This window comes from Kitasatospora sp. NPDC059088 (genome assembly GCF_042738155.1).
Classification (GTDB): domain Bacteria; phylum Actinomycetota; class Actinomycetes; order Streptomycetales; family Streptomycetaceae; genus Kitasatospora.
Genome location: NZ_JBHYGR010000050.1, coordinates 38,143 through 62,827 on the forward strand (window position 1 = coordinate 38,143; position 24,685 = coordinate 62,827).

Annotated in this window: 21 protein-coding genes; 14 read left to right on the top strand and 7 right to left on the bottom strand. The window is 75.0% G+C overall.

All coding sequences use genetic code 11. From position 1 onward, the window contains the following. The first annotated feature begins 27 nt into the window (after positions 1 to 27). The 7 genes from ACFWXO_RS22880 to ACFWXO_RS22910 all read left to right on the top strand — a co-directional run bounded on the left by ACFWXO_RS22880 (position 28) and on the right by ACFWXO_RS22910 (position 12,031). Positions 28 to 7,254, top strand: coding sequence for an amino acid adenylation domain-containing protein (locus ACFWXO_RS22880; RefSeq protein ID WP_380525597.1), 7,227 nt, complete (start codon positions 28 to 30; stop codon positions 7,252 to 7,254). A 104-nt stretch (positions 7,255 to 7,358) separates the two neighbouring features. After that, positions 7,359 to 7,565, top strand: coding sequence for an MbtH family protein (locus ACFWXO_RS22885; protein ID WP_030289532.1), 207 nt, complete (start codon positions 7,359 to 7,361; stop codon positions 7,563 to 7,565). 58 nt (positions 7,566 to 7,623) lie between these two features. Continuing rightward, positions 7,624 to 7,872, top strand: a complete 249-nt coding sequence (locus ACFWXO_RS22890) for an acyl carrier protein (protein ID WP_375895633.1) — start codon at positions 7,624 to 7,626, stop codon at positions 7,870 to 7,872. After that, entirely contained in the window at positions 7,869 to 9,101 is a 1,233-nt protein-coding gene (locus tag ACFWXO_RS22895) for a beta-ketoacyl-[acyl-carrier-protein] synthase family protein (RefSeq protein WP_380525587.1), read from the top strand. The genes ACFWXO_RS22890 and ACFWXO_RS22895 overlap by 4 nt, the downstream gene beginning before the upstream one ends. Further along, the gene (locus ACFWXO_RS22900) at positions 9,098 to 10,138 is read left to right on the top strand and encodes a beta-ketoacyl synthase N-terminal-like domain-containing protein (RefSeq protein WP_375895630.1); all 1,041 of its coding nucleotides are present in this window, start codon (positions 9,098 to 9,100) and stop codon (positions 10,136 to 10,138) included. Before ACFWXO_RS22895 ends, ACFWXO_RS22900 begins: the two co-directional genes overlap by 4 nt. Then, positions 10,135 to 10,875, top strand: a complete 741-nt coding sequence (gene fabG, locus ACFWXO_RS22905; RefSeq protein WP_375895627.1) for a 3-oxoacyl-ACP reductase FabG — start codon at positions 10,135 to 10,137, stop codon at positions 10,873 to 10,875. Before ACFWXO_RS22900 ends, fabG begins: the two co-directional genes overlap by 4 nt. A gap of 46 nt (positions 10,876 to 10,921) precedes the next feature. Beyond that, positions 10,922 to 12,031 carry a methyltransferase gene (locus ACFWXO_RS22910; protein ID WP_375895624.1) on the top strand — a complete coding sequence of 370 codons (1,110 nt, stop codon included), beginning with the start codon at positions 10,922 to 10,924 and terminating at the stop codon, positions 12,029 to 12,031. Positions 12,032 to 12,631: 600 nt separating this feature from the next. On the opposite strand, the gene ACFWXO_RS22915 is transcribed toward ACFWXO_RS22910, so the two are convergent. Then, a complete protein-coding gene (locus ACFWXO_RS22915) occupies positions 12,632 to 14,674 on the bottom strand; it encodes a serine hydrolase domain-containing protein (protein WP_380525588.1) in 2,043 nt (680 codons plus the stop codon). A gap of 263 nt (positions 14,675 to 14,937) precedes the next feature. On the opposite strand from ACFWXO_RS22915, the gene ACFWXO_RS22920 reads away from it, so the two are divergent. Continuing rightward, positions 14,938 to 16,302 carry a sensor histidine kinase gene (locus ACFWXO_RS22920; RefSeq protein WP_375895616.1) on the top strand — a complete coding sequence of 455 codons (1,365 nt, stop codon included), beginning with the start codon at positions 14,938 to 14,940 and terminating at the stop codon, positions 16,300 to 16,302. Next, entirely contained in the window at positions 16,266 to 16,916 is a 651-nt protein-coding gene (locus ACFWXO_RS22925) for a LuxR C-terminal-related transcriptional regulator (RefSeq protein ID WP_375895613.1), read from the top strand. The genes ACFWXO_RS22920 and ACFWXO_RS22925 overlap by 37 nt, the downstream gene beginning before the upstream one ends. Before the next feature lie 28 nt (positions 16,917 to 16,944). Here ACFWXO_RS22925 and ACFWXO_RS22930 read toward each other — a convergent pair whose 3' ends face one another. From ACFWXO_RS22930 to ACFWXO_RS22940, 3 genes are all read right to left on the bottom strand, one after another. Beyond that, on the bottom strand, positions 16,945 to 17,844 hold the full coding sequence (locus tag ACFWXO_RS22930) for a class I SAM-dependent methyltransferase (RefSeq protein ID WP_380525589.1): 900 nt from the start codon (positions 17,842 to 17,844) through the stop codon (positions 16,945 to 16,947). A gap of 94 nt (positions 17,845 to 17,938) precedes the next feature. Beyond that, the gene (locus ACFWXO_RS22935) at positions 17,939 to 18,934 is read right to left on the bottom strand and encodes an NAD(P)/FAD-dependent oxidoreductase (protein ID WP_380525590.1); all 996 of its coding nucleotides are present in this window, start codon (positions 18,932 to 18,934) and stop codon (positions 17,939 to 17,941) included. A 64-nt stretch (positions 18,935 to 18,998) separates the two neighbouring features. Then, positions 18,999 to 19,994 carry a hypothetical protein gene (locus ACFWXO_RS22940; RefSeq protein WP_380525591.1) on the bottom strand — a complete coding sequence of 332 codons (996 nt, stop codon included), beginning with the start codon at positions 19,992 to 19,994 and terminating at the stop codon, positions 18,999 to 19,001. Between the two features lie 189 nt (positions 19,995 to 20,183). On the opposite strand from ACFWXO_RS22940, the gene ACFWXO_RS22945 reads away from it, so the two are divergent. Both ACFWXO_RS22945 and ACFWXO_RS22950 read left to right on the top strand, forming a co-directional pair. Next, a complete protein-coding gene (locus ACFWXO_RS22945) occupies positions 20,184 to 20,459 on the top strand; it encodes a type II toxin-antitoxin system Phd/YefM family antitoxin (protein ID WP_375895603.1) in 276 nt (91 codons plus the stop codon). Then, a complete protein-coding gene (locus ACFWXO_RS22950) occupies positions 20,456 to 20,860 on the top strand; it encodes a type II toxin-antitoxin system VapC family toxin (protein WP_380525592.1) in 405 nt (134 codons plus the stop codon). Before ACFWXO_RS22945 ends, ACFWXO_RS22950 begins: the two co-directional genes overlap by 4 nt. A gap of 43 nt (positions 20,861 to 20,903) precedes the next feature. Here the strand turns inward: ACFWXO_RS22950 and ACFWXO_RS22955 are convergent, their stop codons facing one another. Together ACFWXO_RS22955 and ACFWXO_RS22960 are read right to left on the bottom strand one after the other, a co-directional pair. Continuing rightward, positions 20,904 to 21,473 carry a GNAT family N-acetyltransferase gene (locus ACFWXO_RS22955; protein WP_380525593.1) on the bottom strand — a complete coding sequence of 190 codons (570 nt, stop codon included), beginning with the start codon at positions 21,471 to 21,473 and terminating at the stop codon, positions 20,904 to 20,906. 23 nt (positions 21,474 to 21,496) lie between these two features. Next, positions 21,497 to 22,387 (bottom strand): NAD(P)-dependent oxidoreductase, encoded by an 891-nt coding sequence (locus tag ACFWXO_RS22960; protein WP_380525594.1) that lies wholly within the window; start codon positions 22,385 to 22,387, stop codon positions 21,497 to 21,499. 96 nt (positions 22,388 to 22,483) lie between these two features. Here ACFWXO_RS22960 and ACFWXO_RS22965 point away from each other — a divergent pair, with 96 nt between their 5' ends. Beyond that, positions 22,484 to 22,816, top strand: coding sequence for a winged helix-turn-helix transcriptional regulator (locus ACFWXO_RS22965; protein ID WP_375895592.1), 333 nt, complete (start codon positions 22,484 to 22,486; stop codon positions 22,814 to 22,816). A 1-nt stretch (position 22,817) separates the two neighbouring features. Here the strand turns inward: ACFWXO_RS22965 and ACFWXO_RS22970 are convergent, their stop codons facing one another. Beyond that, complete coding sequence (locus ACFWXO_RS22970; RefSeq protein ID WP_375895590.1) at positions 22,818 to 23,306, bottom strand: LURP-one-related/scramblase family protein; 489 nt, start codon at positions 23,304 to 23,306, stop codon at positions 22,818 to 22,820. 108 nt (positions 23,307 to 23,414) lie between these two features. Between ACFWXO_RS22970 and ACFWXO_RS22975 the strand changes: the two genes are divergently transcribed. Both ACFWXO_RS22975 and ACFWXO_RS22980 read left to right on the top strand, forming a co-directional pair. Continuing rightward, a complete protein-coding gene (locus ACFWXO_RS22975; protein WP_375895587.1) occupies positions 23,415 to 23,921 on the top strand; it encodes a GNAT family N-acetyltransferase in 507 nt (168 codons plus the stop codon). A gap of 44 nt (positions 23,922 to 23,965) precedes the next feature. After that, on the top strand, positions 23,966 to 24,610 hold the full coding sequence (locus ACFWXO_RS22980; protein WP_380525595.1) for a hypothetical protein: 645 nt from the start codon (positions 23,966 to 23,968) through the stop codon (positions 24,608 to 24,610). The last annotated feature ends 75 nt before the right edge of the window (positions 24,611 to 24,685 follow it).

The window sequence follows — 24,685 nt, forward strand, 5'->3', positions numbered from 1 at the left end:
AGCTCCAATCTGAGCGACATCCTGCCGGTGGCACCGCTGCAGGAAGGACTGATGTTCCACGCGCAGTACCACCGCGAGGAACTCGACGTCTACACCGTGCAGTTGGTGCTGGACCTGGCCGGCGACCTGGACCCGGCCCGGCTGCGCGGGGCGGTCACCGCCCTGCTGGAGCGGCACCCCAACCTGCGGGCCGCGTTCCGCTACCGCAAGAACGGCGACCCGGTCCAGGTCGTACCGCGCGAGGTCGCGCTGGACTGGCGCGAGGTCGACCTGCGCGGCCTGCCGTCCTCGGCCCCGCCCCGAGCGGAAGGGCGCGCCGGTGCCGAGAGCGACGAGCGACGGGCGACCGACGGAGGAGGGAGTGCCGGAGCGAGGAGTGTCGGCACCGGGTCCGAGCGCCCGGAGGCGAGCGGGCGAGCAACAGCCGAGGAGCTCGCCGAAGCCGACCGGCTGCGCCCCTTCGACCTGGCCCGCCCGCCGCTGCTGCGGTTCAGCCTGCTGCGGCTGGGCGAGCGCGAGCACCGGCTGGTGCTGACCTCCCACCAGATCCTGTTCGACGGCTGGTCCATGCCGGTCGTGGTGCGCGAACTGTTCGCCTGCTACGCCGACGGCGGCGTCTCGCTGCCCCGCCCCGCCCCGTACAAGTCCTACCTGGCCCACCTGGCCCGGCAGGACCGGGCGGCGGCCGAGGCGGCCTGGACGGCCGCGCTGGAGGGCTTCACCGAGCCCACCCGGCTGTCCGGCACGGCCGCCGCCGAACCCGGCCGGCCCGGCATGCCCGGCGAGCACGCCGTCGAGCTGGACGCGCCGGAGTTCGCCGCGCTCACCGGCTGGGCCCGCACCCGCGGGCTGACCGTCAACACCGTGGTGCAGGGCGCCTGGGCGACCGTGCTGGGCACCCTCACCGGGCTGCGCGACATCGTCTTCGGCGGCACCGTCTCCGGCCGCCCGCCGGAGCTGCCCGGCGTCGAGGGCATGGTCGGCCTGTTCATCAACACCCTGCCGGTCCGGGTCGACCTCGACCCGGCGCAGAGCTTCACCGAGCTGCTGTCCGCGCTCCAGGACCGCCAGTCGCTGCTGCTCCCGCACCAGCACCTCGGCCTCGACACCATCCAGCGCAACGCCGGGGTCGGCGACCTCTTCGACAGCGTGCTGGTCTTCGAGAACTACCCGCTCGACCCGCAGGCGCTGGCCGGCGAGGTCGCCGGACTGCGGCTGACCGGCCTCCGGGCCGGCGACGCCAACCACTACCCGCTCAGCCTGATGGCCCTGCCCGGCGAGCGGCTGCGCCTCCAGATCGGCTACGACACCGCCCGGTTCACCCCGGCCGAGGCCGCCCTCGTCGCCGAGCGGCTGCTGCACGTGCTGCGCACCGCCCAGGCCGAGCCGGACCGCCCGCTCGGGCGGCTGGACCTGCTGCTGCCCGGCGAGCGCGCCCGGCTCGCCGTCCCCGCCCCGGAGCCGGCCGAGACCGACCCGTGGACGGACGTGGTGGCACGGGTGCAGCGGTTCGCCCGGACCCGCCCGGACGCCGTCGCCGTCGCCGACGGCACCGAGCGGCTCGGCTACCGCGAACTGGCCACCCGGGCCGGCGCCGTGTCCCGGGCCCTGGCCCGGGCCGGCGCCGCGACCGGTCCGGTCGGGGTGCTGGCCCCGCCCGGCTGCGGCTTCGTCACCGCCGTCCTCGGCGTGCTCGGCGCGGGCGCGGCCTGGCTGCCGCTGGACGTCGCCGCGCCGGTCGCGCGCGCCGCCGTGCTGGCCGCCGAGGCCCGGATCGGCGCCCTGCTGGTCGGCCCCGACGAGCACGCCGCGGCCGCCGAACTGCTGGCCGCGGCCGGCCTGGACGTCCCGGTGCTGGACATCACGGCCCTCGCCACCGGCACCGGGACCGCCAAGCGGCTGCCCGCCCCGCGCGGGGCCGGCGACGACCTGGCGTACGTCATCTTCACCTCGGGCTCCACCGGCCGCCCCAAGGGCGCCATGGTGCACCGGGCGGGCATGGTCAACCACCTGCTCGCCAAGGTCGCCGACCTGGAGCTGGACGGGGACACCGTGCTGGTCCACAACGCCCCGGTCACCTTCGACATCTCGGTCTGGCAGATGCTCGCCGCGCTGGTCGTCGGCGGGCGGTTGCGGGTCACCGGCCGCGACCTCGCCGCCGACCCGCAGGCCCTGTTCGGCCTGGTCGCCCCCGAGGGCGTCACCGTGCTGGAGGTCGTCCCCTCGCTGCTGCGCACCGCCCTGGACAGCTGGGACGACGGCGCCGAGCCGCCCGTCCTGGACGGGCTGCGCAAGCTGGTCGTCACCGGCGAGGCGCTGCCCGCCGACCTGGCGCACCGCTGGTTCGCCCGCTACCCGGCGATCCCGCTGGTCAACGCGTACGGGCCGACCGAGTGCTCGGACGACGTCACCCACGCCGTGATCGGCTCCCCGGCCGAGCTGGACTCGGTGCGCGCCCCGATCGGCCGCGCCGTGCGCGGCACCGGACTGTACGTCCTGGACGACGCGCTGCGCCCCGTCCCGGACGGCGTCCCCGGCGAGCTGTACGTGGGCGGGCGCGGCGTCGGCCGCGGCTACCTCGACCAGCCCGGCCGCACCGCCGCGGTGTTCGTCGCCGACCCGTTCAGCCCGCTGCCGGGCGCCCGGATGTACCGCACCGGCGACCGGGTGATCCGGCGGCCGGACGGCCAGCTGGAGTTCCTGGAGCGGGTCGACCACCAGGTCAAGATCCGCGGCCACCGGATCGAGCCCGGCGAGGTCGAGGCCGCGCTGCGCTCGATCGAGCAGGTCGGCGACGCCGTGGTGGTGGTCCGCCGCGGCGGGGCCGGCGACGCCCGGCTGGTCGGCTACCTGACCGGCCCGGTCGACCCGGCCCGCTGCCGGGCCGCGGCCGCCGCGCTGCTGCCCGAGTACATGGTGCCCTCCGCCCTGGTGGTGCTGGACGCCCTGCCGCTGACCCCCAACGGCAAGGTGGACCGCAAGGCGCTGCCCGAGGTCGACCTCACCACCGCGACCGGCCGCGGCCCGCGCACCCCGCAGGAGGAGGTGCTCTGCGCCGCCTTCGCCGAGGTGCTCGACCGGCCCGCGGTCGGCATCGACGAGGACTTCTTCCAGCTCGGCGGCCACTCGCTGCTGGCCACCCGGCTGGTCAGCCGGGTGCGTACGCTGCTCGGCGCCGAACTGGCGCTGCGCACCGTCTTCGAGGCGCCCACCGTGGCCGCCCTGGCCGGCCGGCTCACCCAGGACGCCGTCCGTCCCGCGCTGACCGCCGGGGCCCGACCTGACCGGCTGCCGCTGTCGTACGCCCAGCAGCGGCTCTGGTTCCTGGACCGGCTGGAGGGCCCCTCCGCCACCTACAACCTGCCGTGGACGCTGCGGCTGCGCGGCCCGCTGGACCGCGCCGCGCTGGCCGCCGCGCTGACCGACGTGGTCGGCCGGCACGAGAGCCTGCGCACCGTCTTCCCGGACCGCGACGGCCTGCCGTACCAGCTGGTCCTCCCGGTCGAGCGGGCCGCCGTCGAGCTGCCCGTCCGCGAGCTGCCCCTCGGCGACCGGTCCGAGGCCGAACTCACCGAGGCAGCAGCGGAGTTCGCCACCGGAACCTTCGACCTGGCGCACCGGCCGCCGATCCGGGCCACCCTGCTCGCGGCCGGCCCCGAGGACCACCTGCTGGTCGTGGTGATCCACCACATCGCCGGGGACGGCTGGTCCAACGGGCCGCTCGCCCGCGACCTCTCCACCGCCTACGCCGCCCGGCTGGCCGGCCGCGCGCCCGCCTGGACGCCGCTGCCGGTGCAGTACGCCGACTACGCGCTCTGGCAGCGCGAACTGCTCGGCGCGGAGGACGACGAGGAGTCCCTCCTCACCCGCCAGACCACCTACTGGAAGGAGCAGTTGGCCGGGCTGCCGGAGGAGCTCCAGCTGCCGGTGGAGAGCGCCCGCCGGGTCACCGCCGGCTACCGCGGCGCCGCCGTCCGCTTCGCCGTCCCCGCCGCACTGCACCACCGGGCCCTCGCCCTGGCCCGGCAGAGCGGGGCGAGCCTGTTCATGGTGCTCCAGGCCGCGCTGGCCACGCTGTACGGCAAGCTCGGCGCGGGCGAGGACATCCCGCTCGGCACCCCGATCGCGGGCCGCACCGACGACGCCCTGGACGACCTGGTCGGCATGTTCGTCAACACCCTGGTGCTGCGCACCGACCTGTCCGGCGACCCGACCTTCCGCGAGCTGCTGGACCGGGTGAAGGCCGTCGACCTGGCCGCCTACGCCCACCAGGACCTGCCGTTCGAGAAGCTGGTCGACGCCCTCGGCCCCGAGCGCGCCCACGGCCGCAACCCGCTGTTCCAGACCCTGCTGGCCCTGCACAACAACGCCGCCGCCCGGCTGGAGCTGCCCGGCGTCACCGCCGAGGCGGGCGCGGCCGAGCTCGGCGTGGCCCGGCTCGACCTCTGCTTCGAACTCGCGGAGCTCAGCGGCCCGGACGGCCCCGGCGGCCTGGAAGGGCGGCTGGAGTACAGCACCGACCTGTTCGGCGCGGCCGGCGCCCAGCGGCTGGCCGACCGGCTGGTGCACCTGCTGGGCGTGCTGGTCGACCGGCCGGACAAGCCGATCGGCACCGCCCCGGTGCTGCTGCCCGGCGAGCGGGAGGAGCTGCTCGCCCTCGGCGACGGCGCCGCCGCCCGCGGCGACGGCCAGCCGCTGGCCGCCCTGCTGGAGGCCACCGCGGACGCCCACCCGGACGCGGTCGCGCTCGAATTCGCCGGCCTGGAGCTCGACTTCGCCGAGCTGCACCGGCGGGCCAACCGGCTCGCCCGCACCCTGGTCGTCCAGGGCGCGGAGCCGGACCGGCTGGTGGCGATCGCACTGCCGCGCTCGGTCGACCTGGTGGTCGCCGCGCTCGCGACGGTCAAGAGCGGCGCCGTCTACCTGCCGATCGACCCCTCCTACCCGGCCGACCGGATCGCCGGGATGCTCAAGGACGCCCAGCCGGTGCTGACCCTCAGCACCGCCGAGGTGGCCGCCGCCGTCCCCGGCCTGGAGGCCGGCCGGCTGCTGCTGCTGGACGACCCGGCCACCCGCGCCCGGGTCGACGAGCAGCCCTCCGAGCACCTGCGCCCGGCCGAACTGGCCGGCCCGGTACGGCCCGAGCACGGCGGGTACGTCATCTACACCTCGGGCTCCACCGGCCGCCCCAAGGGCGTCGTGGTGCCGCGCGGCGCCCTGGTCAACCACCTGCTGGACCTCACCGAACGGGTCGCCCTGGCCCCCGGACGGACCCTGCTCGCGGTCACCACCTTCGGGTTCGACATCGCCAACCTGGAACTGTTCGGCCCGCTGCTCGGCGGCGCCCGGCTGGTGCTCGCCCCGCACGACACCGTCCGCGACCCGGAGCTGCTCGCCGACCTCGCCCTGGCCACCGGGGCGGACGTCATGCAGGCCACCCCGACGCTGTGGCACGCCCTGGTCACCGCCCGGCCCGAATCGCTCGCCCGGGTGCACGTGCTCACCGGCGGCGAGGCCCTCAGCCCGGCCCTGGCCGCCGCGCTGACCGGCGCCGCGGCGAAGGTCAGCAACCTGTACGGCCCGACCGAGACCACGATCTACTCGCTCGGCGTCGACCTGCCGCCCGACCACACCGGCACCCCGCCGATCGGCCGCGCGCTGGCCGGCAACCAGGCCCGGCTGCTGGACGCCGCGCTGCGCCCGGTACCACCGGGGGTGGTCGGCGAGCTGTACCTGGCCGGCACCGGCCTCGCCCGCGGCTACCTGGACCGCCCCGGCCTGACCGCCGAACGCTTCACCGCCGACCCGTACGGCCCGCCCGGCTCCCGGATGTACCGCACCGGGGACCTCGCCCGCTGGCGGCCGGACGGCTCGCTCGACTACCTCGGCCGGGTCGACCACCAGGTGAAGATCCGCGGCTTCCGGATCGAACTCGGCGAGATCGAGGCCGTGCTGACGGACCATCCGCTGGTCGAACGGGCCTCGGTGACCGACCGGGAGGACCCGCCCGGTGTCCGCCGGCTGGTCGCCCACGTGGTGCCGGCCGGCCCGGAACGGCCCGAACCGGCGGCGCTGAGGGCCCACTTGGCCGCCGTGCTGCCGGAGTACATGCTCCCGGCCGCCTACGTCCAGCTGGACGCCCTGCCGCTCACCCCGAACGGCAAGGTGGACCGCAAGGCGCTGCCCGCGCCCGCGGCCGACGACCGGGCGGTGGCCCGCTCGGACGGCCGCGCGCCCGACGGACCGGTCGAACGCGCCCTCGCCCGGGTCTTCGCCGAGGTGCTCGGCCTGGACCGGGTCGGGGCCGAGGACGGCTTCTTCGAGCTGGGCGGCGACAGCCTGAAATCGATCCAACTGGTCAGCCGCGCCCGCGCGGCCGGGCTCTCGCTCACCCCCGCCGACGTCTTCGCCCACCGCACCGTGGCCGGCCTGGCCCTGGTGACCGGCACGGCCGACGGCACCGGTGCGCCCGAGGACCCGTTCGCGCCCGTCCTGGCCGTCCGGCCGACCGGCGGCAGCCGTCCGCTGTTCTGCGTGCACGGCGCGGTCGGGCTCGGCTGGCCTTTCCTGACGCTCGCCGCGGAAATTGACACGGACATTCCCGTGTACGCTTTCCAGACCGGTGGGGTACGCTCCCCGGAAAAGACCCCGGAGTCCGTCCGGGAAATCGCCGGAAAATATCTCGGCGAAATGCTGGAAATCCAGCCGGCGGGGCCCTATCGTATTCTCGGCTGGTCGTTCGGAGGGCTCGTCGCCCACGAGATCGCGGTCCAGCTGCAGGCCCGCGGCGAGCAGGTCGAACTGCTCGCCGACCTGGACGGCTACCCCGGGACCGGCGCGCCGGCCGAGGAGCTGCCGGACGACCGGGCCGTCCTCGCCGAACTGCTCGAACGGGCCGGCCTCCCCGGCGACGGCCCGCTCGACCCCGGCACCGCACGCCGGCGCCTGGCCGAGGCCGGCAACGCGCTCGCGGAGCTGGACGAGACCGAGCTGGTCCGACTGCTCGGGGTGATCCGCACCCACAGCGCACTGGGCGAGGCCCACCGCCCCGGCCGCTTCCAGGGGGACCTCCTCCTGTTCGCGGCCACCCGGGGCCGGGCCCCGGGCGACCCGGACGAGGAGTCCTGGCAGGCCCACGTGACCGGCCGGATCCTCCGGCACCCGGTCGACAGCGACCACGACTCGATGCTCGAACCGGCGCCGGCCGAATCCATCGGAAAAACCCTCTCCGCCGTCCTCCGCAAGGAATCCTGAAACACCGCACCGAAATACCGGTGGCCGCCCCGGAAATTCCATCCCGGGGGCACTGCGCCCGAGAACCGGACGATTTCCGGGATTTCCGAAAGGACCGAGAAATCATGAGCAACCCGTTCGACGACGAGCAAGGCACCTTCCTCGTCCTCGCCAACCACGAGAACCAGCACAGCCTCTGGCCCGCCTTCGCCGAGGTCCCGGCCGGCTGGCGGACCGTCAAGGGCGCGAGCACCCGGCAGGAGGCGCTGGACCACATTGAGCGCACCTGGACCGACCTGCGCCCGCAGAGCCTGATCGACGCCACCGCCTGACCCCCGAACACCGCCCGACCAGAGCACCACCGATCCGACACCACCTGAGGAGCACCCCATGAGCACCGTCGCCATCGACGAGTCCAAGGTCCGCGAGATCGTCGCCGACTGCCTCGACCTGGAGCTGGACGAACTGACCCTCACCGACCACTTCATCGACCACTACGGCGCCGACTCGCTGAACGCCATCGAGGTGCTCGCCCGTCTGGAGAAGGAGTTCCACGTCACCATCCCGCAGGAGGAGCTGCCCAACATGGTCAACCTGGGCGCCGTGCTGGAGGTCCTGTCCCGGGCGACCGCCCGATGACCGCGCCGCAGCGCGTGGTGGTGACCGGCATCGGCGTCCTGTCGAGCATCGGCAACGGGGTCGAGGACTTCACCTCGGCCCTGCGCGAGGGCCGCTGCGGTGCCGGTCCGATCACCAGCTTCGACACCGACGGGTTCCTGCGCACCTCCGGCCACGAGGTCGACGGCTTCGAGCCGGAGCAGTGGATCCACCGCCTCCCGGTCGAGGAGCTCGGCCGCGCCACCCAGTTCGCCGTCGCGGCGGCCCGGATGGCCGTCCGGGACGCCGGGCTCGACGAGCAGGAGCTCGCCGGGCTCCGCGCCCAGATCACCATCGGCACCACCGACGGCGAGGCGCCCGAGCTGGACAAGCTGATCGCGGAGTCGGTCGCCAACGGGCCGGAGCACCCGGTCGACCAGCTGGTGGCCGGCCGCCTGCCGGCCCACCAGCTGGCCCTGGCGATCGCCCGGGAGCTGCGGCTCCCGCGGGTCGTCCCGGCCGTCCTCGGCACCGCCTGCGCGGCCGGGAACTACGCGATCGGCGACGGCTTCGACGCCGTGCGCACCGGCGAGGCGGACATCGCCGTCGTCGGCGGCGCGGACGCGATCTGCCGCCGCACCTTCGCCGGGTTCAGCCGGCTCGGCCTGGTCTCCTCCGACTACTGCCGTCCGTTCGACGCCGACCGCGAGGGGCTCCTCACGGCCGAGGGCGCGGGGGTCCTCGTCCTGGAGACCCTCGACTCGGCCCGGCGCCGCGGCGCCCGGATCTACGCCGAGCTGCTCGGCTACGGGCTCAACTGCGACGCCCACCACCCCACCGCCCCCGACCAGTCGAGCGTCGCCCGCTGCATGGAACTGGCGCTCAACGACGCCGGGGTCAAGGCGGCCGAGGTGGACCTGGTATCCGCCCACGGCACCGGCACCCCCACCAACGACATCACCGAGACCCGCGCGATCCGCGAGGTCTTCGGCGACACCCCGCCGCGCACCGTCGCCCTCAAGGCGATGCTCGGCCACTCGATGGGCGCGGCGAGCGCGCTCGGCGCGGCCGCCTCGGCGCTCGCGCTGGCCCACGGCTTCGTCCCGCCCACCGTCAACCACCGCACCACCGACCCCCAGTGCCAGATCGACTGCGTACCCAACCACTCCGTCCCCGCGGACCTCCGGGTGGTGGTCAACAACGGACTGGCCTTCGGCGGCAACAACGCCTCCGTCGTCCTGGGGCGCCACGAGGAGGAGCCCAGCCGATGAGCGAGCGCACGAGCTCGACCACGATCCATCGGGACCGGCCGCTGATCACCGCATGGTCCGCGGTCTCCCCCTTCGGCCTCGGCCGCGACGCGTTCGCGGCCGGGGTCGGCCGGGGGGAACCGGCCCACCAGGTACCCGACTTCGAGACCCGCAAGGTGCTCGGCAAGGCCGGCACCCGCACCTTCGACCGGGCCACCGGCCTGGCCGTCACCGCCGTCCGCGAACTGCTCGGCGAGGCCGAGGCCGCGCAGAGCCCGATCGCCACCGGCGGCGGCACCGCCCTCGTCCTCGGCACCACCCTCGGCAGCGCCCACAGCGCCGCCGGGTTCAGCCGGGCCTCCTTCGAGGGCGACAAGCCCTACGACGTGCCCGCCCAGCTGATGCCGAACGTGCTGATGAACGGCCCGGCCGCGGCCACCGCCATCCGCTTCGACCTCAAGGGCCCCAACACCACCCTGGCCGGCGGCGCCGCGGGCGGGCTGCTCGCCCTCGGCTACGCCCGCCGCCTGCTGGCGGCCGGCCGCGCCGAACGCGCCCTGGTCGGCGCGGTGGAGGAGCAGTCCGAGACCCGCGAGTGGCTGGCCGGGGAGAGCGACCGGCCCAGCGGCGAGGGCAGCGCCGTCCTGCTGGTGGAGACCGGGCGGACCCTGCCGCCCGGCCGCCGGGTGCTGGCCGAACTGCTGGCCCTGGACGTCCGGTTGGACGTCGACGACGACCCGCAGGCGGCCCTGGCCGCCACCGTCCTCGACGCCCTCGCCCAGGCCGACGCGACCGCCGACCAGGTCTGGGCCGCGGCCGTCACCGGGCAGCCGGCCCGCGACCGGCTCGCCGAGCTGGTCGGCTCCGAGGCCGTCGACCGGGTCCCCGACCTGCTCGGCGACACCGGATCCGCCGCGACCGTCTTCTCCCTCACCACCGTCCTGTCCCTGGCCGAGCAGGATCCCGCGGCCGCCGGCCGCCTCGCCGTGATCGCCTCGCTCGACCACCAGGGCCTGGCCGCCTGCGCCGTCCTGCGCCTCACCGGCGGTGACCGATGAGCACTCCCGGCACCGTCCTGATCAGCGGCGGCTCCCGCGGCATCGGCAAGGCCGCCGCCCTGCGGCTCGCCGCCGAGGGGCACCCGATCAGCTTCTGCTACCAGTCCGACCGGCAGGCCGCCGACGTCCTGGCCAAGGAACTCGACGCCCTCGGCGTCGCCGTCCTGGCCGAGAAGGTCGACGTCACCGACGCCGCCGCCGTCCGCGCCTGGGTCACCCGCACCGAGGAGGAGCTCGGCCCGATCACCGTCGCCGTCGCGAGTGCCGGAATCACCCGCGACAAGCCGCTCCTCCTGATGTCCGACGACGACTGGCGGTCCGTCACCGACACCAACCTGACCGGCACCGCGAACCTCTGCCGCGCGGTGGCCTTCCCGATGGTCAAGCGCCGCGCCGGCTCGATCATCACCCTCAGCTCCGTCTCCGGCGTCTACGGCAACCCCGGCCAGAGCAACTACGCGGCCTCCAAGGCCGGGATCATCGCGCTCACCCGGGCGCTGGCCAAGGAGGTCGGCCGCTACGGGGTCCGGGTCAACGCGGTCGCCCCCGGCATGATCGAGACCGACATGACCTCGGTGCTCACCGACGCCCAACGCACCGACGCCCTCAAGCACATCCCGCTCGGCCGCTTCGGCACGGCGGACGAGGTGGCCGAATCGGTCGCCTTCCTGGCGGGCCCGCAGTCCGCCTACCTCACCGGTTCGGTCCTGCAGATCGACGGCGGAATCGTCCTGTGACCAGACGCACCAGACGCACCGTCCACCTCGACTAGGAGAAACGACCATGACCATCCCCGCCGTGCGCACCTTCGACAACCACACCCCGCTCGTCGACACCGAGCTGCTCCCCGGCCGCGGCACCGGCGTCAACGCCGCCCACCGGATGTACGAGCACCTCATCGGCATCTGGGCCACCGGCGTCATCGAGGCCGCCCACGACCTCGGCGCCTTCACCGCCCTGATCGCCGCCCCGGCCACCGCCGGGGAGCTCTCCAGCCGGCTCGGCACCGACCTGCGCGCCACCCGCGTCCTGCTGGACGGCCTGGCCGCCTACGACGTGGTCGAGCGCAGCCGCGCGGCGGACGGCCAGGCCGTCTACACCCTGCCACCGGAGATGCACGACGTCTTCGCCCCCGAGGGCCTGTACAGCCTGGTCGGCAAGATCCGGCACGACCGCAACGTCGCCTGGGGCGCCTGGCGCAACCTGGCCGGCAACGTCCGCTCCGGCGCCCGCAACTCCGAGGGCTCCCAGCAGCTCAACCAGATCTCCGAGGAGGACTACACCTCCCTCGTCCGCGGCATCAACTTCTGGGCCCCGCCGATCGCCGCCACCCTCGCCGATGCCCTGCGCGAGCAGGGCTGGACCGACGGCGCCGGCCGCACCCTGCTCGACGTCGGCTGCGGCACCGGCATCTACAGCCAGCTGCTGCTCCAGGAGTTCAGCGGCCTCAACGCCCGGGCCCTGGACGCCGAGCGGATCGTCCCGATCGCCAACGCCCAGGCTCACCGCCTCGGTGTCGCCGACCGCTTCAACCCGGAGATCGCCGACTTCTGGTCCGACGACTGGGGCACCGGCGTCGACGTCGCCCTCTTCGTCAACATCTTCCACCTCCAGACCCCCGAGTCGGCCCGCGAACTCCTCCTCCGCTCCGCCAAGTCCCTCACCGAGGACGGCGTCATCGCCATCGCCGACCACATCGTCGACGAGGACAGCACCGACGGGAACACCCAGAACCGCTTCTTCCGCCTCTTCGCCGCCTCCATGCTCGCCACCGGCGGCGGCGACGCCTTCACCGTCCAGGACTACGACCAGTGGCTCGCCGACGCCGGGCTGCGCCGCGTCGCCCTGCTCGACACCCCCATGCACCGTCTCCTCCTGGTCAAGCACGCCTGATCCGACGACCCCCCTCGACGGGCCCCCCCCCCCCCCCCGCGGCCGCGCGGGGGGGCCCCCCCCCCCCGCCCCCCCCCCCCCCCCCCCCCCCCCCCCCCGCCCCCCCCCCCCCCCCCCCCCCCCGCGCGGGGGGGCGCCCCGTCGGGGTTCCCCCACCCGGAGGCTCCCGTGACCGACCGCCCCGCCCTCTTCCGCCCCGCCCTCTTCCGCACCGACCTCTTCCGCCCCGTCCTCTTCCGCACCGACCAGGACCTCACCCCCGAGGAGATCGCCGCCCTCACCGTGCTCCTGCTCCAGCACAGGGCCACCCTCGCCGCGGCGGCCGCCGCGACCCCCCCCCCCCCCCCCCCCCCCCCCGGGCCCCACCCCCCCCCCCCCCCCCCCGGGCCCCCCCCCCCCCCGCCACCCCGCCCCCCACACCCCCCCGCCCCCCCCCGACCCCCCCCCGGGGGCCCACCCGCCGCACCGTCCGCTGGCACGACGTCTCGCTCCGCCCGCCGGTCCCCACCACCTCCTGGCAGATCGTCGCCTGACACCCGACGGCCCCCGGCGTCGCCGCCGGGGGCCGTGGCCGTCCCCTTCCGTCCGCCCCGCCCCGCCTCACCCGATCAGATCCAAGGAGCCCGCCACGTGCCCGGTCCCGATGAGGTCGTAGCCCCCGGCCAGCACCAGGAACAGCACCGCCGCCACGGCCAGCACCGTGTAGTGCAGCCGACCGAACACCCCCCACCAGCCCCGCACCCAGGCGAGGACCGCGCAGAGCACCGTCAGCAGGGTCAGCCCCAGGGCCCCGAGGTACATCGCCGGCACCACCGTCAGCAGCGGCGAATCCCCCAGGAACAGCGTCTGGTTGAGGGCGTTGGAGTCCGAGGTCAGCAGCGCGAAGCACCCGGTCGCCACGACCAGCAGCAGTCCCGTCACCCACCCCAGCAGCCGGGCCGCCGGCGCCCCGGCCCGCCCCTTGCCCCGCACCGACCGCACCACCGCGGCGACCAGCCACCCGATCACCGTGAGACCCAGCACCACCAGGCTCCCGAGGGCCACCCGCTGGTGCAGTTCCGGGGCCTGGTACCAGGCCAGCGGCTGGTACGCGACGGTCGGGTCGCCGTCCGTCAGCATCGAGACCACGTCCCCGTCGCCGTTCAGCTCGAAGGCGATCCGGGCGCTCCCGCCCACCTGCTGGAAGAGCCCCGGTTCCACCTGCTGCCACCGGGTCTCGCCCGCCTGCGGGTCCCGGACGACCGGCCCGCTCACGACGAGCTCCGCGCCCCGCGCCCCCACGTGCACGGACCCCATCAGTGCCGACGCCCTGGTCAGGTTGGACTGGCTGACCCGGGTCGACCGGTAGTCGCCGGTGAACTTCCCCAGGTCCCCGCCCACCACCGCCGGGGCGGCAGCGGCCGGAGCCGGGTAGAACCGGTCCACGAAGGCGTTGAGCACCTGCTGGGTCGCCCACCCGCCGGTGGAGTCCTCGCCGTCCCCGTTGACGGTCACGTACAGTCCGACCCCCCGCTCCGGCAGCAGCGCCAGGTTGCTGTGGAAGCCGGGCACGTCGCCGTCCTTGACCAGCAGCTGCTGCCCGTTGCGGTCGCGCTGTTCGAGCAGGTAGGCCATCCCGGGCATCCGCCGGTCGGGCCCGAAGTGCCGGGCGAGCAGCTGCGCGGTGCCGTCCCGGTCCAGGACCGGACGGCCCTCCAGGGAGCCGCCGTTCAGCAGGGCCAGCATCAGCCGTCCCATGTCGGTGACGGTGGTGACGGCGGCCGCGCCGGTCGGGGTGAGCGGCCCGTACAGCCCCTCGGTCTCGGTCTGGCCGTCGCCCTCGGGCCGGTAGCCGTGGGCGAGTTCGGCGTCGATGGCAGCCGGGTGGGGCTGGGTGAAGGTGGTGCGCTCCATCCCGAGCGGTTGCAGCACGTGCTGCGCGACGTACTGGTCGAAGGGCTGTCCGGAGACCACCTCGACCAGGTAACCGGCCAGCGCGACACCGTAGTTGTCGTACGCGGCGACCACCCCCGGCGCCCGGACCCGGTCCGGCTGGTGGGCGGCCAGCGCGTCGCCGAGGCTCCCGACGTGCTGCGGCCCGGCCTGGGCCAGCCCCATGAAGGTGTCGTCGAAGCCGCCGGTGTGGGTCAGCAGGTTCTCGACGGTGACCGGGTGTCCCGGGTAGCTGTCCCTGACCTTGAATGTGCTCAGGTAGGTGTTGACGTCCGCGTGCAGGTCCAACTTCCCGGCCCGGACCTGCTGGAGGACGGCGACGGCGGTGAACACCTTGGCGTTGGAGCCCGTGAAGAACGCGGTCCGGTCGGGGTCGACGGCCTTGTGCCCGGGCACGTCGGAGACGCCGTAGCCGCCGGCGAAGACCTGCCGGCCGCCGGCCACCACGCTGACCGCCGCGCCGGGGATCCGGTGCTCGGCGAGCAGCTTCGGCACGATCTCGTCGAAGAGCCGTTTCACCGATCCGGGGTCGGGTGGTGCCGAGCCGCCGGCCGCCGCCGAACTCCCGCTGCCCGCCGTCGCGGTGGCCGCGTGGGCCCGGTCCGGCGTGAGCCCGTACAGGAACAGGCCGATCGCCGCGAGCACCAGGACCAGTCGCACCCAACCCCGCCGGGCCAGCGGCCGGTTCGCCTCGCCACGTCGCGCGCTCATGATGAACTCCCGTTCGATACAAGTGATTTACGGAAGCTCCGGCGCCCTTGCGGCGGGTCGCTCCCCGACACCCGCAACACTAGGCCGGGCACCGTTTCCGGGACATGGCCTCTGGGCGTCGATCGGGGGGTGTACCCAGGTACCACCAACAGGGGTCCAGGGCCCAGTGATCGGAACGGCGGCGGACGGCAGTCTGGATGTCGTCAGCAAGCAACGGGTAGGGATACCGGCCGCGAGGCCGTCACGGAAAGGGCCGAGCGGTCATGACCAGCAGCATCACCACGGGAGTTGTGAACAACGTGCAGAACACCGACACCACGGGCGGCCGCAGCCGGCGCAACCCGCTCGGCATGCTGGGCAACGCCGTCCGGTCCCTGCTGCGGGGCCCCGCGCTGGCCGCGTTCGCCGTGCCGCAGCTGCTGCTGCTCACCGCCGCCTCGGTCACCGCCTCGCTGATGGGCCTCGCGGTCGGCGCGCTGCTGGTGCCGCCCACGCTCCTCGCGGTCCGCGGCCTGGCCGGCCTGCGGCGCCGGCTCGCCGCCCGCTGGAACGGCGTCGAGATCCGTGACCCCTACCAGCCGCTGCCGGAGGCCGCACCCGGCCTCCAGGGGGCCTGGAAGCGCTGCCAGGCGATGCTGGCGGACCAGGCCACCTGGCGCGACCTGCTCTGGCTGGTGGTCGACCCGGTGGTCGGCTTCACGGTGGCGCTGTTCCCGCTCCTGGTGGTCGCCTACGGCGCCTTCGGCCTGGTGCTGCCGCAGGTCTGGCAGTCGATCGCCGACAACGGCGGCAACACCTGGTACCTGTGGATCCACGTCACCGACTCGGGTGCCGCCGGCACCGCCGCCCTGTTCGGCGTCCCGGTGATGCTGGCCGGCCTGGCGATCGCCCCCGCCGCGCTGCGCGGCCACACCGCGCTCGCCAAGGCGCTGCTGGGCCCGACCGCCCGGGCCGAGGCGCTGGCCGCCGAGCGCAAGGTCGCCCACCTCACCGAGACCCGGCGCGACGCGCTGACCACCCAGGCCGCCGAGCTGCGCCGGATCGAGCGCGACCTGCACGACGGTGCGCAGGCCCGGCTGGTGGCCATGGGCATGAACCTGGGCGTCGCCGAGCGGCTGGTCGAGCGTGACCCGGAGGCCGCCAAGCAGCTGCTCGCCGAGACCCGCCAGGCCTCCGCCTCCGCCCTGAACGAGCTGCGCGACCTGGTCCGCGGCATCCACCCGCCGGTGCTGGCCGACCGCGGCCTGGCCGACGCCGTCCGGGCCCTGGGCATGGACAGCCCGCTGAACGTGACGGTCTCCGCCGAACTGCCCGGCCGCCCCGAGGCCCCGGTCGAGTCCGCCGTCTACTTCGCCGTCTCCGAGGCGCTCACCAACGCCGCCAAGCACTCCGGCGCGAGCCACGTCGACGTCCAACTCTGGTACGAGAACGGCACCCTGAAGGCCCAGATCACGGACGACGGCACCGGCGGCGCCGACCCCTCCCGCGGCACCGGCCTGCGCGGCCTGGAGCGCCGACTTGCTACCTTCGACGGAGTCCTGGCCGTCCGCAGCCCGCTCGGCGGCCCCACGACCCTGACGATGGAGCTGCCGTGCGAGTTGTACTCGCGGAGGACCTCTTCCTCCTGAGGGACGGCCTGGTCCGGATGCTGCAGGCCTACGACTTCGAGGTCGTGGCCGCGGTGGACACCGGACCGGACCTGTTGCAGGCCCTCCTCACCGAACGGCCGGACGTGGCAGTCGTCGACGTACGACTGCCCCCGACGTTCACCGACGAGGGCCTGCAGGCGGCTCTGGAAGCGCGCCGGCAGATCCCCGGTCTGCCGGTGCTCGTGCTTTCCCAGTACGTGGAGCAGCTCTACGCCAAGGAGTTGCTCGCCGACGGCACCGGCGCGATCGGCTACCTGCTCAAGGACCGGGTCTTCGACCCCGACGAGTTCGTGGCGACGGTCCACCGGGTGGCGGCGGGCGGCACCGCGCTGGACCCGCAGGTGATCGCGATGCTGGTCAACAACACCGGCCGCAGCAAGCCGCTGGAGCGCCTGACGCCGCGTGAGCGCGAAGTCCTGGAGCTCATGGCGGAGGGGCGCTCGAACGGGGCCATCGCCGAGCGGATGGTGATCACCGAGCGGGCCGTGAAGAAGCACACCGCGAACATCTTCCTCAAGCTCGACCTGCCGCCCTCCGAGGAGGACCACCGCCGGGTGCTGGCCGTCCTGGCCTTCCTCCAGGTCGCTCCCTGAGCCGCCCCGGCAGGGCGCGGCGACCCCCTCAGGCCTTGCGCCCGGTGTGCACCGTCATCGCCGACAGGTAGAACGCGTCCGGCCGCCGCAGGATCCCGGTCGGCGCGTCCTCGTCGATCAGCGCCTCCAGGGTCGCCCGGTCCCGCGGGTCGATCGCCTCGGCCAACTGGTCGTGGCGCCGGACCAGTTGGGTGTGCAGGTACTCGCGGACCGGGCGGGCCAGCGGTGCCGGGTGGTCGACCAGGAAGGTCCGGGTGCCGCTGGGCTCCAGTCCGGCCCGCCGGAGCATGGCCGGCCAGTCCTCGACCTCCTCGGTGGCGTCGGGCAGTTCGGCCCGCATGGCGGCGAAGCCGTCCTCGTGGGCGGCGTCCAGCCGGGCCTGGAAGCCGGGCCGGCCGAGGCCGAAGTCGCGGGGCAGGAAGCGCGGCGGCAGGCCGCTCTCCGCGACGGCGAGCAGGCCGCCGGGGCGCAGCCGGCCGGCCAGCGCGGTGAGCGCGGCCTGCTGGTCGCCGAGGTGGTGGATCGCGTTGCCGGACCAGATCAGGTCGGCCTCGCCGAGCTTGTCGAACTCGGCGGGCAGGTCGGCCTGTTGGATGCCGAGCCGGCCGCCGGAGCGGGTCCGGGCGCGCTCCAGCAGGGCGGCCGACCGGTCGACGGCGACCACCTCGGCGGCCGGGAGGACCGCCGCGAGCTGCTGGGCGATCACCCCGGGTCCGGCGCCGACGTCGAGGACCCGGCGGACCGTGCCGTCCCCGGCTAGGCCGGACAGCCACTGCCCGGCCGCGGTGACGGCGTCGGCCCGCAGGTCGGCCTCCCGCTCCAGGTGTGCCGCGAGCGCGTCCCAGTCGAGGTCGGCGGCCGGGACCTGCCCGGGGCCGTGCTGGTGCTGGTGCCCGTGCTGGTGCTGACCGTGCTGGTGTGCGGACATGGTGGTGCCTCTCCGGTGGTGGGTGCGTGGGTGGGTGGCTGGGTGCGTGGCTGGGTGCGTGGGTCGGTCGGTCGGTCGCTGGTAGCTTCCCCGCTCAGACCGGCAGGGCCGGCCCGGACGCGCGGCACAGGGCGACCGCCCGTCCGATCTCCTCGTCCACCAGGTCGTGGTCGAGGACGAAGGCGGCGGCCGCTCCCGCCCCGGCGGCGACGACCACCTGGGCGCGCGGGTCGGCGACGTTGCCGACGGCCCAGACGCCGGGGACGCTGGTGCGGCCGGTCCGGTCGGTGGTGACCCAGCCGTCGTCGTCCCGGGCGCAGTCCAGTCCGAGGAGCAGCGCGTCCCGGGGCACCGGCCGGGGGGCGACGAAGACGGCCTCCCGGGTGACCACCCGCCCGGTGTCGAGTTCGACGCCGCGCAGCCGCCCGTCGTCGGCGACCACCCGGACGATCCGGCCCTCGACGACCCGGACGCCGCGCGCCGCGAGCCGTTCCCGCTCGGCGGCGGTGGGCTCCAGGGTGTGGGCGAGCAGCACCACGTCGTCCGACCACTGCCGCAGCAGCAGCGCCTGGTTGACGGCCCCCGGGCCGGTGCCGAGCACCCCGAGCGGGCGGTCGCGGACCTCCCAGCCGTGGCAGTACGGGCAGTGCAGGACGTCCCGGCCCCAGCGTTCGGCGAGGCCGGGCAGGTCGGGCAGGCCGTCCCGCAGCCCGGTGGCGACGACGAGCCGGCGCGCGTGCAGCACCGGCCCGCCGGCCAGCCGGACCACGAAGCCGGGTTCGGCCGGTCCGGCCCGCTCGACGTGTTCGACCCGGCCGTCGATCAGGTGCACCCCGTACCGGGCGACCTCCTCGCGGCCGACCGCGAGCAGCGCGGCCGGGGGCATGCCCTCCCGGCTGAGGAAGCCGTGCATGTGGGCGGCGGGGGCGTTGCGCGGTTCACCCGCGTCCACCACCGCGACCCGGCGCCGGGCCCGGCCCAGCACCAGGGCGGCGTTCAGTCCCGCCGCACCGGCGCCGACCACCACCGCGTCGTAGCCCTCCGCCGTGCCGTTCGCGCCGTTCTTCCCGGTCGTCGTCTTCTCGGTCATCGTCGCTCACCTCCACCGCCAGGCTGCGACCGACCATCCCGTATCGGCAAGCTTTGTTGCCGCCTCAGCAAACACTTCCCTGCCCTCCCCGCCCCCGCCCCCGCTCACGCCCCGGTCCGGTCCGCCGCCAGTACGAGCGGGTGGCCACCGCCAGCGCCACCCCGTACCCGGCGAAGGCGCCCATCCCGACCCACCCGATCTGCATCGCCTGCTCCGGCGTCCCCAGCGCGCCCACCCGCATCCCGGTCACCCCGGCGGCGCACAGCGACAGGTAGCCGATCCCGAGCAGCCCGTACGGCGCCAGCGTGACCGCGCCGATCAGCGCCGGGGCGAGCGGCAGCCAACGCGGTACGGGCCGGCCGCGCAGCGGCAGGGTCCAGCGCGGGAACACCTGCCCCCACGGCCGCACCAGCCCCCACAGCAGGAACACCCCGAGCGCCGCCAGCAGCACGGTGCCGTCCAGCCCCCGGCGCTCCAGGGCCAGCCAGATCCCGGAGGAGCCGTTGCGCACGTAGTCGGCGTACATCCGGTCGCCGCTGATCCCCGCGAAGCTGCCGCCGAAGGCCCAGACCAGCTTCATCACCACATACGGCACGAAGGCCAAGGTCCCCGCCCAGGCCGCGAGTTGGACGGTGGCCGGGGCCGCCGAGGGCGCCGCCCGGAAGGCCGTCCGCGCCGCGACCGGCCCCCGGGCCCGCGCGGTGCCCGCCAGCAGCAGCGCCCCGGCCGCGGCCAGCACCTTGTGCACCGCGTCCGGGACGCTGTCCACGCCCTGCCCGAACAGCAGCGTCACCACGTCCATCAGCAGGCTCCAGGACGCCACCGCGGCCAACCCGCACAGCAGCCACACCCCCCGGGTCAGCCCCCGCCCCGGCCGCCCCCGGGCCGCCGCCCACCCGGCCCCGACCGCCACCGCCCCGACCCCGGCGACCGCCCACCCGACCCAGCCGGCCCCCCACAGCGCCGTCCCGCCCAACCCGCAGCCCGCCCCGAACCCCGCGTACCCGAGGCCCCAGCCGGCCACCGCCCGACCGTCCCGCACCCACTCCCCGATCATCATGGCCCCAGGCTCACCCGCCCGCCCCGGCCCCGGCCTCCCCCGGCGTGACCATCCCCCTCCCCCCACCGGGGGATCCCCGCGTCCCTGACCCGCCGCCCTCGTGGAGCCCCGGACCGCCCCGCATCCCGACCGGCCCGGGGCTCCACGCAAACTGCTACACGGCGCATTACAGCGCGATACAATGGCTCCATGAAGACCATCACGCAGCGCGAGCTCGCGGCGCGGTCCAAGGCCGTGCTCGACGACGTCGAAGCCGGAGAGATCTACCACATCACCCGGAACGGCACCGAGATCGCCGAGGTCCGGCCGATCAGCAGTCGCCGCCGGTTCGTCCCCGTCGAAGAGCTCCAGCGGAAGTGGCAGAACGCACCCGTGATCGACGCAGCGGAGATGCGTGCCGAAGCCGATGCCTTCTACGGTGACGAGGACCGGGTCGGCGGCGACGACCCGTGGGAGCAGGCGTGACCGGGCGACACCAACGCGGACTGCTCGACACCTGCGTCGTGATCGACCTGCCGCGGATCGACCCACGGCTCCTGCCGGTCGAGGCCGCGGTGGCATCCATCGTGCTGGCCGAACTCGCCCAGGGCGTCGCGATGGCCAAGGATCCCGTGCAGGTGCTGGCCAGGGCACAGCGGCTCGCGGACGTGGAGGCGGAGTTCACCGCGCTCCCGTTCGACCGCGAGGCAGCCCGGAGGTTCGGCACACTGACGGCGCTCACCATCCAGGCCAAGCGTGATCCCCGGCCCCGCCGCATGGCTCTGATGATCGCGGCGACGGCGGCCGCCCACGGCCTGCCGCTCTACACCCGGAACGCCGCCGACTTCATCGGCCTGGAAGCGGGCGTCCAGGTCGTTCCGCTCTGACGTCCGGCGGCCCGGGCGCCGGGCCGCCGGAGCCACCCGCGCGCTACCCCCGCGGCGCGGCGAAGCAGTGCACGTCGACCGTGCGGCCGGAGGCCCAGCGCTGTTCGCCGCTGCCGAGCAGGGTCCAGCCGAGGCGCCGGTAGAGGGCCAGGGCGGCGGTGTCGGTGGCGAGCACGTCGAGCACGGGGTGCAGGCCGAGGGTCCGGGCGTGCACCACGGCGTGGGCGAGCAGCCCGGTGCCGGCCCCGCGGCCGCGGGCGGCCGGGGCGACGTACAGGCGGCCGATCAGGGCGGTGAGTTCCGGTCTGCCGCCGGTGCGCAGGCTCCACAGCCCGGGGGCGAGGTCGCCGGGGCCGCAGCGGACCAGGCCGACGTGGCCGACGATCCGGCCGTCCGCCTCGGCGACCCAGGCGGCCAGCAGGCCGTCCGGGCTGAGCCAGGCGGCGGGCCGCTCGGGCCACTCGGCGGGGTAGCCGTCGATGGTGTGGACGTCGCCCAGGGCCCGTACGCAGTCGGCGAGATCGGCGGCGCGGCGCCGTCGGACGCCCACCCCCGCACCGGTCTGCCGAGGTCCGGACGCGACGACATTGGCGCGTTCTTCAAGGTCAGCCATGCCGGTACGTTACCGGCCGGCCCTCACCGCCGCAGCAGGTCGACCACCCCGGTGAGGTCCTCGGCGCCGCTGCCGAGCGCCAACCGGTGTTCCATCAACCGGAAGTACGGGGCCAGCAGTTCGACGCTCACCCCCTGTTCCTCGGCGGTGCGCAGCAGCGTCCCCCGGCCCGCGACCTGCATCGCCAGGTTGGAGACCACGCCGGTGGTGAGGTCCCCGCTCTCCAGCTGCGCCGCCGTCCGTTCGACCGATCCGGCCATCGCGGTGAGCCAGTCCCGCAGCAGCGGCGCGAGGTCACCCGGCGCCACCGCCTCGCCCCGGACCAGCGCGAAGGCGTGGGCGACCCCGGCGAACATCCCGTACATCGCGCTGAGCAGCGCCACGTCGTGCAGCGCCGCGTACCCGGCGTCCGCGCCCACGTACCGGGCCCCCGCCGGCACGCCCAACGCCTCCCGGTGCTCCTCGAAGACCGCCGCCGAACCGCTGTAGAAGACATACGCCCCGGCCGCCGGTACGCCGATCATCGGCGGCACGGCCATGATCCCGCCGTCCAGGTAGCGGGCGCCACGCGCCTCGGCCCAGGCCGCCCGGGCGCGGGCCTGCCCCGGGGTGCTGGTGACCAGGTCGACCAGGTCCTTCCCGGCCAGCTCCACCCCCTCCAACGCCCGCTCCACCGAGTCGTCGTCGAGCAGGCAGACCACCACCAGCCGCCCGGCCGCGACGGCCTCACCGACGGTGGCCGCCACCACCGCGCCCTCGGCGGCGAGCGGTTCGGCGCGGGCGGCGGTGCGGTTCCAGACGGTGAGCGGGTGCCCGGCGGCGAGCCAGGCGCGGGCCAGCGCGGTGCCCATCGCGCCGAGGCCGAGCAGGGTGACGTGGGTCTCGGGTGAGGTCTCAACTGTCTTCTGTGCCATGCCGATCAGCCTCGTCCCGGCCCCACCCGTGATCAAGTACGCACTTCGGAGTGGGTGGTTACCCTGGGGTGAGCGACGAGGTCGGAAGGGGTGGGCATGGCGACCGTGCCGAGGCCGGGGGCGCACGTCTGCGGGATCGACGCCGCGATGGACGTGATCGGCGGCAAGTGGAAGGTACTGATCCTCTGGGCCCTCGGCGAGCGCCCGCACTGCCGCTTCGGCGAGCTGCGCCGGCTGGTGCCGGGGATCACCGAGAAGGTGCTGGCCGCCCACCTGCGCGAACTGGAGGCGGACGGCATCGTGCGCCGGGAGGCCTACGACGAGGTGCCGCCCCGGGTCGAGTACGCGCTGACCGACGCCGGGCGGCAGCTGAACGCGGCCCTGGCCCCGCTGGGCGCCTGGGGCCGGGACCACGTCCTGAACCGCTGACTCAGTGCTCCTCCGCCACCAGGTGGTCGACGCAGGCCGCGATCGCGAGCAGCAGCCCGGTGTCCGCCCCGTCGGCGACCTCCACCCCGTAGGTGTCGCGGACCCGGAACCACTTGCGGGAGATCCGGGCCAGCCGGTCCCCGTGCTGGTTCTCGACCCGGTAGTCCTTGTCGACCAGGTCACCGTGGATCCTGAGCTCACCACCGCCGGCCAGCTCCACCAGGTACTTGTCCCGGAACGGCGTGAACAGCTTCTCCCTGACGGTCGCGACGACCTCGCCCTCGGCGTCCTCGATCTTCATCGCGTCCCGGACGGTGAGCATCTTCTCCTTCACCACCGCGACCACGTGCCCGTGCGCGTCCTTGAGCTCGAAGGTGTGCCGCAGTCGCAGCACCTTGCCGTCCACCAGGTAGGCCTTGTGCCCCCGGTCGTCCTCGATCCAGTAGTCGTCGCCGACCGCGAACAGCTTCTCCCTGACCAGGTACCGCACGTGGGCCTCCTCCGTCGTCCGACTCGAACCACCCATTCGACCCTCCCCCGCGCCCACCGGAAAGGACGCCGCGCCGAGGCCGCCACCCCCACCCGCTTGAATACCGCCATGCTGATCACCACCCTCCACAGCGAGCGCCTCGACCTCCTCCCCCTCGCCCCCGAGCACGCCGACGACCTCGCCGCCGCCCTCGCCGACCCGGCCCTGCACACCTTCACCGGCGGCAGCCCGGCCACCCCCGCCCAGTGGCGCGCCCGCTGCACCCGGCTCGCCGCCGGCTCCCCGGACCCGGCCGAGATCTGGGGCAACTGGGTCCTCCGTCTCCGCACCGACGACGCCCTGACCGGCTACGTCCAGGCCACCGTCCACCCCGCGGCCGCCGAGGCCGAACTCGCCTGGGTGGTCGGCACCCCCTGGCAGGGCCGCGGCCTGGCCACCGAGGCGGCCCGCACCCTGCTCGCCCACCTCACCGCCGCCGGCATCACCACCGCCGTCGCCCACGTCCACCCCGACCACCACGCCTCCGCCCGCATCGCCCGCACCCTCGGCCTGCACCCCACCCCGCACACCGTGGACGGCGAAATCCGCTGGCAGGCCGATCTTCCGCACCCGTAGCATCCGAGCAACCCCGCCCCCGCCCGGCAGCCCAGGAGCACCCCGTGTCCGTCGACGCCGACCTCCACCTGCGCTGGCCCGACGGCCTCGCCCCCACCACCGGCGAACTGGCCGCCCTGCTCGGCCTCCGGTACGGGGCGGACGGCGGCCCCTGGGGCGAGGCCACCGCCCCGGACGGCCGCAGCACCATGCGGATCCGCATCTCCACCGACCCCGCCGACCTCCTCGGCCCCCGCCCCGGCCGGGGCGCCGAGCACCGCTACGACCACTGCCTGCTGCTCACCACCGCCCGCCGCGAGCCGTACCCCCTGGACACCTACGCGGTACTCCGCGCCCACGCCCGCGAGACCATCACCCTGCTCCGCCCCCACGGCCTGATCGAGGCCGCCTTCGGCATCGACTCCCCCGGCGCCGACGACTACTGGACGGCCGCCCGCACCCTGCTCGCCCCGGAGCCCGCAGACATCGACCTGACCCTCTGCTGGGGCACCGAAACCCCCACCCAGCACACCACCCGCTACACCGGCCGCCAGATCACCCCCGACCAGCTCGACACCTTCGCCGACCACCTCACCGCCACCCTCACCCGCCCCGGCGAACAACTCGACCTCACCCTCCGGCTCGGCCCCCACCTCCTCCGCCACCAGACCGCCACCCAACCCCCCACCGACCTCCGCCTCCTCCCCTGACCCCACCCCGCACCCACCCCACCCACAGCACCCCCTCCCCCTCCCCACCCCCCACGGGCGCGCGGGCCACCGCCC

What these genes read in the sequence shown, in the direction of transcription:
- ACFWXO_RS22885 (WP_030289532.1), top strand. Translation starts at nt 7,359, where the DNA reads ATGAGCAACCCGTTCGACGACGAGCAAGGCACCTTCCTCGTCCTCGCC.
- ACFWXO_RS22890 (WP_375895633.1), top strand. Translation starts at nt 7,624, where the DNA reads ATGAGCACCGTCGCCATCGACGAGTCCAAGGTCCGCGAGATCGTCGCC.
- ACFWXO_RS22895 (WP_380525587.1), top strand. Translation starts at nt 7,869, where the DNA reads ATGACCGCGCCGCAGCGCGTGGTGGTGACCGGCATCGGCGTCCTGTCG.
- ACFWXO_RS22900 (WP_375895630.1), top strand. Translation starts at nt 9,098, where the DNA reads ATGAGCGAGCGCACGAGCTCGACCACGATCCATCGGGACCGGCCGCTG.
- fabG (WP_375895627.1), top strand. Translation starts at nt 10,135, where the DNA reads ATGAGCACTCCCGGCACCGTCCTGATCAGCGGCGGCTCCCGCGGCATC.
- ACFWXO_RS22910 (WP_375895624.1), top strand. Translation starts at nt 10,922, where the DNA reads ATGACCATCCCCGCCGTGCGCACCTTCGACAACCACACCCCGCTCGTC.
- ACFWXO_RS22915 (WP_380525588.1), bottom strand. Translation starts at nt 14,674, where the DNA reads ATGAGCGCGCGACGTGGCGAGGCGAACCGGCCGCTGGCCCGGCGGGGT.
- ACFWXO_RS22920 (WP_375895616.1), top strand. Translation starts at nt 14,938, where the DNA reads ATGACCAGCAGCATCACCACGGGAGTTGTGAACAACGTGCAGAACACC.
- ACFWXO_RS22930 (WP_380525589.1), bottom strand. Translation starts at nt 17,844, where the DNA reads ATGTCCGCACACCAGCACGGTCAGCACCAGCACGGGCACCAGCACCAG.
- ACFWXO_RS22935 (WP_380525590.1), bottom strand. Translation starts at nt 18,934, where the DNA reads ATGACCGAGAAGACGACGACCGGGAAGAACGGCGCGAACGGCACGGCG.
- ACFWXO_RS22940 (WP_380525591.1), bottom strand. Translation starts at nt 19,994, where the DNA reads ATGATGATCGGGGAGTGGGTGCGGGACGGTCGGGCGGTGGCCGGCTGG.
- ACFWXO_RS22945 (WP_375895603.1), top strand. Translation starts at nt 20,184, where the DNA reads ATGAAGACCATCACGCAGCGCGAGCTCGCGGCGCGGTCCAAGGCCGTG.
- ACFWXO_RS22955 (WP_380525593.1), bottom strand. Translation starts at nt 21,473, where the DNA reads ATGGCTGACCTTGAAGAACGCGCCAATGTCGTCGCGTCCGGACCTCGG.
- ACFWXO_RS22960 (WP_380525594.1), bottom strand. Translation starts at nt 22,387, where the DNA reads ATGGCACAGAAGACAGTTGAGACCTCACCCGAGACCCACGTCACCCTG.
- ACFWXO_RS22965 (WP_375895592.1), top strand. Translation starts at nt 22,484, where the DNA reads ATGGCGACCGTGCCGAGGCCGGGGGCGCACGTCTGCGGGATCGACGCC.
- ACFWXO_RS22975 (WP_375895587.1), top strand. Translation starts at nt 23,415, where the DNA reads ATGCTGATCACCACCCTCCACAGCGAGCGCCTCGACCTCCTCCCCCTC.